We start from the raw sequence: 10620 nt of genomic DNA, 5'->3' as shown, positions 1-10620 counted from the left end.
CGGTGGAGCTGCATGACAAGGTCATCGGGCATTATCTGAACATAAAACACTATCAGTAAGTTGGAGTCATTACCAATAAAATGACTGGTTTAGTAAAATGGTTTAACGCAGATAAAGGTTTTGGCTTTATCACTCCTGATGATGGCAGCAAAGACGTTTTCGTCCATTTCACCGCCATCCAGAGCAATGAATTCCGCACGCTGAACGAAAATCAGAAAGTTGAATTTTCTATTGAGCAGGGGCAACGTGGCCCCGCGGCAGCGAACGTTGTTACGCTCTAAGGTTGCCGTTATTACTCAACATCTCCATTTCCGCTGTCCATGTTGTCATGGTTCACAGTACCGTACATCGGCATTCGATGTGACGGAGCGAAACCCTTTGGGCGCTAAGTGTATTTTTTGTAAATCGACTATGATCACCTTTGATAACGTCGCGCTGCAAATACGCACTGACCATGCGCCGCTGGATTTCACAAAATAATATCAGGCTCCCTCGTGGAGCCTTTTTTATATCTGCCTTATTTTTCTTCAACGCTGTATGTATAGTAAGCGATAACCTGTTGATTATTGAATCTTTCGGGAAGATGGCTTATAACATTTCTTACCTGACCAGGGTACCGGGAACCAACACCTTACTGGCGTGTTGCTGTCTTTCAAGACCAGACGAGGTTAACAGTGAATATTGAAGAGTTAAAAAAACAAGCCGAAACGGAAATCGCCGACTTTATCGCGCAAAAAATCGCCGAGCTGAACAAGAATACAGGGAAAGAAGTCTCTGAAATTCGCTTCATCGCACGAGAAAAAATGACCGGGCTTGAAAGTTATGATGTCAAAATCAAAATAATGTGATTTTGTGAACATCACCCCGTGCGAGGTGATGTTCCGCTTGTTGCTAATTTAGTGACCAATCATTGGCGCTTGTGGAATTAAGCGTCGGTACAATTCCTCCGGCACCGGGCTTTGCCATACTCCCGCATACATTGCGTAACCAATCACCGCAAACATAATCCCCAGAACCAGTAGCGTCATTAACCAGCCAGACAACGCAAAGGCTTTTTTATTTGCTGCAGGTTTTTGCAGTGAAAAGGTCAATGTTGAGGCTACCGGACATGACTCTACGCAAGTCATACAGCCGGTACATTCCACTGTTCGTACCTGAATTAATTTATCTACCGGGATCCGTGATGGGCACTTTTTTGCGCATTTGCCACAATCGATACAACTTTCGGCATTGCGACGAATCTTAAACGGCGACAATAGCGAAACCACGCCCATCAGCGCGCCATATGGGCAAAGATAACGACACCAGGCATGGCGAATAAACAGGCTGGCAATCAGCAAAACGGTCACGCTGATTAATGTCGCGGTCCCCATATGACGAAAGAAATCGAGCATTTTAACGTCCATCACCACGCTATAGGGCGACAACATAAAATAGTGAATCGCCTGAGCGGGCATCAATAACGCGATATAGAGAAATAAACTCAACAGCAAATACTTCACGCCGCGCAGAGGAATATCCAGCCAGCGGGGAAGGACACATTGCCGACCAAACAGTTTGTTACCGAGATCGCCGATTAATTCAGAAAGCGTACCAACCGGGCATAACCATGAGCAAAAGGCCTTTTTGAGTAATAGACTGATGACGATAAAAGCGACCAATAACAGCATCGCGGCGGCGTGGACGGACGGTAACTGACCTGTTGCAAGGCTATATTTCAGATTCATCAGACCGGCAATCGGTAGCCAGCCTTCGATACCTCCCGGTCTGGCGACAAATGTCGTACTACCTGCCGTTTCGTAATAGCGCACCCAATACCAGAACGTGATGGCAATATAAATATTCATTGCCAATAGTAAGAATTGCGTCGCTTTACGCCAGGTCGTGGCATTGCGCCAGTCATTCCACGGTAATTTGCCGCCCGTCGTGCCTGGCCGCCGCTGCCAGCGGGTTCTTTTTTTCTCTGCCATGATTTTGCCAGTCCGTTAAGTTGCATACCAAATGCCACTATTCTAGTTATTCTTAACTGGCTGATATTGATTCAAATCGCGTTCAGGTCTTTCTTATTCAATCATGCTTCCAGAGCGGCAACACTGCGTGTAATTTCTTCGTGTGGAAGGGGGGCAGATAATGGCTGCTGCTCCAGTTGTGCGCATAGCTGACTGGCGCTACGCATTCCCAGACTCGAGCAACTGCTTTTTAGCTGATGCGCGGCACGCTTTATTTTCTCGCTGTCCTGGCTGGCGCGGGCAATGTCGATTTCATCGAGAAGCGGCAGGGCATGTTGTTTAAATAATGCCAGCCATTCGTGGATCTTCTCCGTCCCCATTAACTGAGCGTCTTCATTGAGTTGCGAGACATCCAGTGGTAGATCGTTATTGGCTTGCAGTTGGAGATAGTGCGCCAGTAACTGACCGAGCACTTCACGCGGCACCGGTTTAGGGATAATCCCGCGAAATAGTGAACTGGTACGCTGGCGCAGCGTTTCGTCAATGACATGGGCGCTAAAGCCAATCAAAACCAGCGACGGATATTGCTGTGCCAGTTGCCGGGCAAGGGTAATGCCGTCGATATCCGGCAGATCAAAATCCACCAGTGCGGCAGCAAACGGTTCGCTATTTTGCAGTGTCTCTAAAGCCTGCGCGGCATTGCCAATAGCAACAACCTGCGCACCACTGGTGTTCAGCATCTCAACGGTAATTCGCTGGGTTAGCGGGTTATCTTCAATTAACAGCAAACGTAAACCGTCAAGACGCACCGCCTGATTGGCTGTTTTTGGCACGGGTGCAGTGGCAACACGTAACGGCAAGCGTAAACAAAAACAGCTTCCAACCTCCGGCGTGCTGGTGGCGCTCAGTTCGCCGCCCATCGCCTGGGCCAGACGGCTACTGATAGTCAGCCCCAGCCCGGTGCCGCCGCGTTTGCCGCTTACCTGCACAAATGGCTGGAAGATTTCTGCCAGTTTCGCGGGATCAATACCGCAGCCGCTGTCTTCCACTTCGACCAGCCATTGCTCGCCATCAGTGCGACTACGCAGGATAATGTGCCCTTCGTCAGTAAAACGCAGGGCATTGCTCAATAGGTTGGTAATGACCTGACGAATACGTCGTGGATCGCCCATTAACGCGCTCGGTACATCATCGGCAATTGCCGTTGCCAGGCGAATCGGGCGACCTTTCACCCGTCCGCTCATTAATTGCAGGGTACTTTCCAGCAGCGGGCGCGGTTCAAAGGGCTCATCGCTGACTGAAACATTTTTGCCACCTGCTTCGATAGCCGAATAATCGAGAATATCGTTGAGGATGGTCAGCAACGATTCGCCAGAGTCGGTAATCGCCTGCAAATCATCACGCTGGGCGTTAAGTGCGGGGTTATCTGCCAGCAGTTGAGCAGTGCCGAGAATACCGTACAGCGGTGTGCGGATCTCATGGCTCATCGCCGTCAGAAACGCCGATTTTGCCTGGCTGGCTTTTTCTGCTTCCGCCCGTGCCTGTCGGTGTTCTATCACCAGTTCCTGCAATTCAGCTGTACGCGCTTTGACCTGCGCCGCCAGCTGTTCGCGGTGGCGATTCAGTGCATGAACACTGCTGCGAAACGCATCCATCAGCCGCCCGATGGTATCCAGCTCCCGTACGCCAGCGGTTTCCGGGAAAGGGGAGTCAATATCACCGTCCAGCAGCCGTTGCAGCGCCTGCGTTTGTTCGGCAAGTGGACGCGTGAATGAGCGATAAACCACGCGCCAGAGGATCATAATCAGTGCGCAAAGTGAAACCATCCCCAGCAATAACAGGCTGTATTGCCCGCGTGCACTGGCTTTTTCCAGATGTGCCAGTCCATGCTGATTGTGCAGCTCAATGGTGTCGACCAGCTGACTGACTTCGCTACTAAACTGCGCGAACTGGGCGATATTATTTTGGGCGAGAGTTTGCAGGTGATTGCTGATTTCACTGTCCTGCTGGAACAGCGCCAACAGATCGCTATATTGGCTAACGGTAGTTAACGTTGTTGCGACCTGCGCACGAACTCCCGGATCTTCAATGCGTATTTGCCGACGTTGCAGAATTTTCACCGCATTATTGAGCTGCTTTTCCAGCGTTGGTGCATTTTTCTGGATCTGCTCCAGCCCCAGATTCATCACCATTTGCTGCACCCGCAGAGCGCTAAGGCGCAGTTCATTCATCTGGTTAACATACTCAAGATCGATATCAATCAGCCGATCGAGTGCACTTTCAGCAGCCTGACGCTGATCTTGTTCGATCAAATCGTAAATCCCGGCCTGGGTCGCTCCAGCGGAAGTTGTCGCATTATTCGCCTGACCTTGCTCCAGGCGTGCGATCTCATCGGCGGCAGCTATCTGCTGACTGAGTTGCCGTTGTTGCTGGCGTAGTTGCAGACGCCGCCCCACCAGTTCCCCTTGCTGACGTAATGAACGGGAGATCTCCTGCTCCTGTTGTTCAATAGCGGTGGTATCAAAACCTTGTTCCCGTAACGCTTGCAGCAACGCATTAATCTTCAGGCTTTATGCGGTGAGCATTCGCCCCTGCGCCTGCCACATCTTTTCGTTATCGGCACTGGTCAGGTTCTGCGCGGCGAAAAGTTCCCAGGCGCTGGCTTCGCTCAACTGGCGCGCCATATTCATGGTAGGAATCAATGCCTGAGTATTGTCTTTTTCCACCTGGCTGATAAAGCGCAGGTTGTACCATCCCACCAGGGTACTGGTCAGGGTTAACAGCGCCATCAGGGCAAAGCCCATCCAGAGTCTTCGGGTCAGGGTTAAATTCACGGTCGGTGCACTTAAGGTGAAAAAGGTTGAGTCGCAAAGTGGAATGCATCTAGCATAAAGCCTTATTATTGATGAGGCTATCATGCGCGTACTGCTATTTTTACTTCTTTCCCTTTTCATGTTGTCGGCATTTTCGGCTGATAACCTGTTGCGCTGGCATGATGCGCAGCATTTCACGGTGCAAGCCTCTATGCCGCTTAAAGCCAAACGCGTATGGAAACTGTGCGCGCTTTATCCCAGCCTGAAAGATTCATACTGGTTATCGTTGAACTATGGTATGCAGGAGGCTGCTCGCCGCTACGGTGTGGATTTAAAAGTGCTGGAGGCAGGCGGCTACAGCCAGTTGGCTACCCAGCAAGCACAAATCGACCAGTGTAAACAGTGGGGCGCAGAGGCCATTTTGCTCGGTAGTAGCACGACGTCATTTCCCGACCTGCAAAAGCAGGTAGCAAATCTGCCGGTGATCGAACTGGTAAATGCTCTTGATGATCCCCAGGTGAAAAGCCGCGTTGGTGTACCCTGGTTTCAGATGGGCTATCAACCTGGGCGATATTTGGTGCAATGGGCGCACGGTAAACCACTGAACGTGCTGCTGATGCCCGGACCCGATAACGCCGGGGGCAGTAAGGAGATGGTCGAGGGTTTTCGCGCAGCCATTGCCGGAAGCCCGGTGCGTATTGTTGATATTGCGCTTGGTGATAACGATATTGAAATCCAGCGCAACCTGTTGCAGGAGATGCTGGAACGCCACCCAGAAATCGACGTCGTTGCCGGAACGGCCATTGCGGCAGAGGCGGCAATGGGTGAAGGGCGTAACCTGAAAACGCCGCTTACCGTGGTGTCGTTTTATCTTTCACATCAGGTGTATCGCGGGCTGAAGCGGGGAAGAGTGATTATGGCTGCCAGCGATCAAATGGTCTGGCAGGGGGAACTGGCAGTTGAGCAGGCCATCAGGCAATTACAGGGGCAATCGGTGTCTGATAATGTCAGCCCACCGATTTTAGTTCTGACGCCGAAAAATGCCGACCGAGAACATATCCGCCGCTCGCTGTCACCGGGGGGATTTCGTCCGGTCTATTTTTATCAGCACACATCAGCGGCTAAGAAATAACCTTCACCATGTTGCGTCACCAGTAAATCCGCGCTGAGTTTATGACGTAAACGACGAATTAACACATCGACGGTGCGCAGGTCAGGGTTTTCCACCCGACGCGCAGAAAGCATACGCAGCAGACGCTCACGGCTGAGAATTTCGCCCGGATTAGTCACAAATGCCACCAACATTTCATACTCTGCGCGGGTCAGTTTAATCGGCTCGCCATCCCGCTCCAGCGTATGGCGCGACACATTCAGGCAATAACCCGCAAAGCGATAGCAGTAGTCCTGAGTGTGCGGTTGAGCTTGTCGCGCGAGGTCGATTCGCCAGAGCAGATTTTTCACCCGTACTACCAGTTCGCGCAGTTCCAGCGGTTTGGTGACGTAATCGTCTGCGCCCATTTCCAGCCCAACAATACGGTCAATCCGATCGCTGCGTCCGGTAACCAGAATAATCCCCACCGTTGAGCGTTCTCGCAGGGCGCGGGTTAACATCAGGCCATTTTCATCGGGTAAGTTGATATCCAGCAGAATTAAATCTACCGGCTGATTCTGCATAATTTCCCGTAGCCCGGCACCGCTCGCCGTAACGGAAACGGTATACCCCTCCTGAGTGAAGTAGGATTGTAATCGCGCCTGGGTAACCGGCTTATCTTCAACAATAACAATGTGATGTGGCATCAGAGGGTTTTACTCATTCTGTTCATATCTGTTCATATTTGCTCATTAAGATCGCTTCACTAAACCATAATTCTACAGGGGTTATTATGCGGAAACTCTGGAACGCGCTACGCCGACCCAGTGCTCGTTGGTCGGTACTGGCGCTGGTCGCAATTGGGATTGTGATTGGCATTGCGCTGATTGTATTGCCACACGTTGGGATCAAAGTCACCAGCACAACCGAATTTTGTGTCAGTTGCCACAGTATGCAACCGGTGTATGAAGAATATAAACAGTCGGTGCATTTCCAGAACGCCTCCGGCGTGCGAGCTGAATGCCATGACTGTCATATCCCGCCGGATATTCCAGGCATGGTGAAGCGCAAACTGGAAGCGAGCAACGACATTTACCAGACCTTTATTGCCCACTCCATTGATACACCTGAAAAATTCGAAGCCAAACGCGCGGAACTTGCCGAGCGTGAATGGGCGCGAATGAAAGAAAACAACTCGGCAACCTGTCGCTCCTGCCATAACTACGATGCGATGGATCATGCCAGGCAGCATCCTGAAGCGGCACGTCAGATGAAGGTGGCAGCGAAAGATAATCAATCCTGCATCGACTGTCATAAAGGTATTGCCCACCAGTTACCGGATATGAGTAGCGGCTTCCGTAAGCAGTTCGATGAGCTGCGCGCCAGTGCTAATGACAGTGGTGACACGCTGTACTCTATTGATATTAAGCCAATTTATGCGGCGAAAGGCGATAAAGAAGCCTCTGGTTCTCTGCTGCCTGCTTCGGAAGTGAAAGTCCTTAAACGTGACGGCGACTGGCTGCAAATTGAAATTACCGGCTGGACGGAAAGCGCCGGACGTCAGCGTGTACTCACCCAATTCCCAGGTAAACGCATCTTTGTTGCCTCGATTCGTGGTGATGTGCAGCAGCAGGTGAAAACGCTGGAGAAAACCACCGTTGCCGACACCAATACCGAGTGGAGCAAGTTGCAGGCCACCGCGTGGATGAAGAAAGGCGACATGGTGAACGATATCAAACCGATCTGGGCCTATGCGGATTCGTTGTACAACGGCACCTGTAACGAGTGCCACGGCGCACCGGAAATCGCCCACTTTGACGCTAACGGTTGGATCGGCACGCTCAACGGCATGATTGGCTTTACCAGTCTCGATAAACGTGAAGAACGCACTTTGTTGAAATATCTGCAAATGAATGCGTCTGACACCGCAGGTAAGGCTCACGGCGATAAGAAGGAAGAAAAATAATGAACAATAACGATCTCTTTCAGGCATCACGTCGGCGTTTTCTGGCACAACTCGGCGGCTTAACCGTCGCCGGGATGCTGGGGCCGTCATTGTTAACGCCGCGCCGTGCAACTGCGGCGCAAGCGGCGACTGAGGCTGTCATCTCGAAAGAGGGCATTCTTACCGGGTCGCACTGGGGGGCTATCCGCGCGATGGTGAAGGATGGTCGCTTTGTGGCGGCAAAACCGTTCGAACTGGATAAATATCCGTCGAAAATGATCGCCGGATTGCCGGATCACGTACACAACGCGGCACGTATTCGTTATCCGATGGTACGCGTGGACTGGCTGCGTAAGCGCCATCTGAGCGACACCTCCCAGCGCGGTGATAACCGTTTTGTGCGCGTGAGCTGGGATGAAGCCCTCGACATGTTCTATGAAGAACTGGAACGCGTACAGAAAACTCACGGGCCGAGTGCCTTGCTGACCGCCAGTGGTTGGCAATCGACGGGGATGTTCCATAACGCTTCGGGGATGCTGGCGAAAGCTATTGCCTTGCATGGTAATAGCGTTGGTACGGGCGGAGATTACTCTACCGGTGCTGCGCAGGTGATCCTGCCGCGCGTAGTCGGTTCAATGGAAGTGTATGAACAGCAAACCTCCTGGCCGCTGGTATTGCAGAACAGCAAAACCATTGTGCTGTGGGGCTCCGATTTGCTGAAAAACCAGCAAGCGAACTGGTGGTGCCCGGATCACGATGTTTATGAATATTACGAGCAGCTAAAAGCGAAAGTCGCCGCCGGTGAAGTTGAGGTCATCAGCATCGATCCGGTTGTCACATCCACCCATGAGTATCTGGGGCGCGAGCATGTGAAGCACATTGCGGTTAACCCGCAAACTGACGTGCCGCTGCAACTGGCGCTGGCACATACGCTGTACAGTGAAAACCTGTACGACAAAAACTTCCTCGCTAACTACTGTGTGGGTTTTGAGCAGTTCCTGCCGTATCTGCTGGGTGAGAAAGACGGTCAGCCGAAAGATGCCGCATGGGCTGAAAAACTGACCGGCATTGATGCCGAAACCATTCGTGGGCTGGCGCGGCAGATGGCGGCGAACAGAACGCAAATTATTGCTGGCTGGTGCGTGCAGCGTATGCAGCACGGTGAACAGTGGGCGTGGATGATTGTGGTTCTGGCGGCGATGCTGGGGCAAATTGGCCTGCCAGGTGGTGGTTTTGGCTGGCACTACAACGGCGCAGGCACGCCGGGGCGTAAAGGCGTTATTCTGAGTGGTTTCTCCGGCTCTACGTCGATTCCGCCTGTTCACGACAACAGTGACTACAAAGGCTACAGCAGCACTATTCCGATTGCCCGTTTTATCGATGCGATCCTCGAACCGGGGAAAGTGATCAACTGGAACGGTAAATCGGTAAAACTGCCGCCGCTGAAAATGTGTATTTTTGCCGGAACTAACCCATTCCATCGCCATCAGCAGATCAACCGCATTATTGAAGGCTGGCGCAAGCTGGAAACGGTTATCGCCATAGATAACCAGTGGACCTCAACCTGCCGCTTTGCCGATATCGTGCTGCCTGCGACCACGCAGTTTGAGCGTAACGATCTCGACCAGTACGGCAACCACTCCAACCGTGGCATTATCGCCATGAAACAGGTGGTGCCGCCGTAGTTCGAGGCGCGCAACGACTTTGATATTTTCCGCGAGCTGTGCCGTCGCTTTAATCGTGAAGAAGCCTTTACCGAAGGGCTGGACGAAATGGGCTGGCTGAAACGCATCTGGCAGGAAGGTGTACAACAAGGCAAAGGACGCGGCGTTCATCTGCCAGCGTTTGATGACTTCTGGAATAACAAAGAGTACGTCGAGTTTGACCATCCGCAGATGTTTGTTCGCCACCAGGCATTCCGCGAAGATCCGGATCTCGAACCGCTGGGCACGCCGAGTGGCCTGATTGAGATCTACTCGAAAACCATCGCCGATATGAACTACGACGATTGTCAGGGGCATCCGATGTGGTTTGAGAAAATCGAACGCTCCCACGGTGGGCCCGGCTCGCAGAAGTATCCGTTGCATCTGCAATCTGTGCATCCGGATTTCCGACTTCACTCGCAGCTATGTGAGTCGGAAACGCTGCGTCAGCAATATACGGTAGCGGGTAAAGAGCCAGTGTTCATTAACCCGCAGGATGCCAGCGCGCGCGGTATTCGTAACGGTGATGTGGTACGCGTCTTTAACGCTCGCGGTCAGGTGTTGGCAGGAGCAGTAGTTTCTGACCGCTATGCACCCGGCGTGGCGCGAATTCACGAAGGGGCATGGTACGATCCAGATAAAGGCGGCGAGCCTGGTGCGCTGTGCAAATACGGTAACCCCAACGTGCTGACCATCGACATCGGGACTTCGCAGCTGGCGCAGGCGACCAGTGCGCACACTACGCTGGTGGAAATTGAGAAGTACAATGGAACAGTGGAGCAGGTGACGGCGTTTAACGGCCCCGTGGAGATGGTGGCGCAGTGCGAATATGTTCCCGCGTCGCAGGTGAAATCATGACCACGCTGACAGCACAACAGATTGCCTGTGTTTACGCCTGGCTGGCGCAGTTGTTCTCCCGTGAACTGGACGATGAACAACTGACGCAAATCGCCAGTGCGCAGATGGCTGAATGGTTTTCGTTGCTGAAAAGCGAACCGCCGCTCACTGCGGCGGTGAATGATCTGGAAAACAGTATTGCCACGCTGGTAATGACTCCAACTTACTGATAGTGTTTTATGTTCAGATAATGCCCGATGACCTTGTCATGCAGCTCCACCGA

The 10620-nt window shown here is 52.2% G+C and carries 10 protein-coding genes and 3 pseudogenes; 9 read left to right on the top strand and 4 right to left on the bottom strand.

The genetic code is table 11. The features are described 5' to 3' along the window. The first annotated feature begins 2 nt into the window (after window positions 1-2). From ABZJ92_RS18370 to ABZJ92_RS18350, 5 genes are read left to right on the top strand one after another with little or no spacing between them, the layout of a single operon-like run. A complete protein-coding gene (locus ABZJ92_RS18370) occupies window positions 3-59 on the top strand; it encodes an IS1 family transposase (protein ID WP_003032489.1) in 57 nt (18 codons plus the stop codon). Window positions 60-68: 9 nt separating this feature from the next. Continuing rightward, window positions 69-281, top strand: a complete 213-nt coding sequence (gene cspG / locus ABZJ92_RS18365; protein WP_024259211.1) for a cold shock protein CspG — start codon at window positions 69-71, stop codon at window positions 279-281. Window positions 282-291: 10 nt separating this feature from the next. After that, window positions 292-480 (top strand): cold shock small protein YmcF, encoded by a 189-nt coding sequence (ymcF, locus tag ABZJ92_RS18360; protein ID WP_071524879.1) that lies wholly within the window; start codon window positions 292-294, stop codon window positions 478-480. Next, window positions 455-685, top strand: coding sequence for a protein YmcE (gene ymcE / locus ABZJ92_RS18355; protein ID WP_011069319.1), 231 nt, complete (start codon window positions 455-457; stop codon window positions 683-685). The genes ymcF and ymcE overlap by 26 nt, the downstream gene beginning before the upstream one ends. Beyond that, window positions 675-848 (top strand): GnsA/GnsB family addiction module toxin, encoded by a 174-nt coding sequence (locus ABZJ92_RS18350; protein ID WP_001019194.1) that lies wholly within the window; start codon window positions 675-677, stop codon window positions 846-848. Before ymcE ends, ABZJ92_RS18350 begins: the two co-directional genes overlap by 11 nt. A 48-nt stretch (window positions 849-896) precedes the next feature. On the opposite strand, the gene ABZJ92_RS18345 is transcribed toward ABZJ92_RS18350, so the two are convergent. After that, a complete protein-coding gene (locus tag ABZJ92_RS18345; RefSeq protein WP_000818447.1) occupies window positions 897-1970 on the bottom strand; it encodes a 4Fe-4S binding protein in 1074 nt (357 codons plus the stop codon). 101 nt (window positions 1971-2071) lie between these two features. Then, window positions 2072-4783, bottom strand: a pseudogene (gene torS, locus ABZJ92_RS18340) (TMAO reductase system sensor histidine kinase/response regulator TorS). Between the two features lie 82 nt (window positions 4784-4865). On the opposite strand from torS, the gene torT reads away from it, so the two are divergent. Beyond that, complete coding sequence (gene torT / locus ABZJ92_RS18335) at window positions 4866-5894, top strand: TMAO reductase system periplasmic protein TorT (RefSeq protein ID WP_001264948.1); 1029 nt, start codon at window positions 4866-4868, stop codon at window positions 5892-5894. Here torT and torR read toward each other — a convergent pair. Continuing rightward, a complete protein-coding gene (gene torR, locus ABZJ92_RS18330) occupies window positions 5867-6559 on the bottom strand; it encodes a two-component system response regulator TorR (protein WP_001120136.1) in 693 nt (230 codons plus the stop codon). The two genes, torT and torR, sit on opposite strands and share 28 nt — an antisense overlap. Before the next feature lie 86 nt (window positions 6560-6645). On the opposite strand from torR, the gene torC reads away from it, so the two are divergent. The 3 genes and pseudogenes from torC to torD all read left to right on the top strand — a co-directional run. Beyond that, window positions 6646-7818 (top strand): pentaheme c-type cytochrome TorC, encoded by a 1173-nt coding sequence (gene torC / locus ABZJ92_RS18325; RefSeq protein WP_005047427.1) that lies wholly within the window; start codon window positions 6646-6648, stop codon window positions 7816-7818. Continuing rightward, window positions 7818-10358, top strand: a pseudogene (torA, locus tag ABZJ92_RS18320) (trimethylamine-N-oxide reductase TorA). Before torC ends, torA begins: the two are co-directional and overlap by 1 nt. Further along, window positions 10355-10552, top strand: a pseudogene (gene torD, locus ABZJ92_RS18315) (molecular chaperone TorD); the annotation flags it as partial. The pseudogenes torA and torD, both read left to right, overlap by 4 nt. Window positions 10553-10560: 8 nt before the next feature. Here the strand turns inward: torD and ABZJ92_RS18310 are convergent. Next, on the bottom strand, window positions 10561-10617 hold the full coding sequence (locus ABZJ92_RS18310) for an IS1 family transposase (protein WP_003032489.1): 57 nt from the start codon (window positions 10615-10617) through the stop codon (window positions 10561-10563). Between the last annotated feature and the right edge of the window lie 3 nt (window positions 10618-10620).

Origin of the sequence: Shigella sp. FJ200513 (genome assembly GCF_040495915.1) — a bacterium.
GTDB lineage: Bacteria > Pseudomonadota > Gammaproteobacteria > Enterobacterales > Enterobacteriaceae > ECMA0423.
Note: the sequence above shows the minus strand (reverse complement) of the source record. Positions and strands in the feature narration are given on the sequence as shown.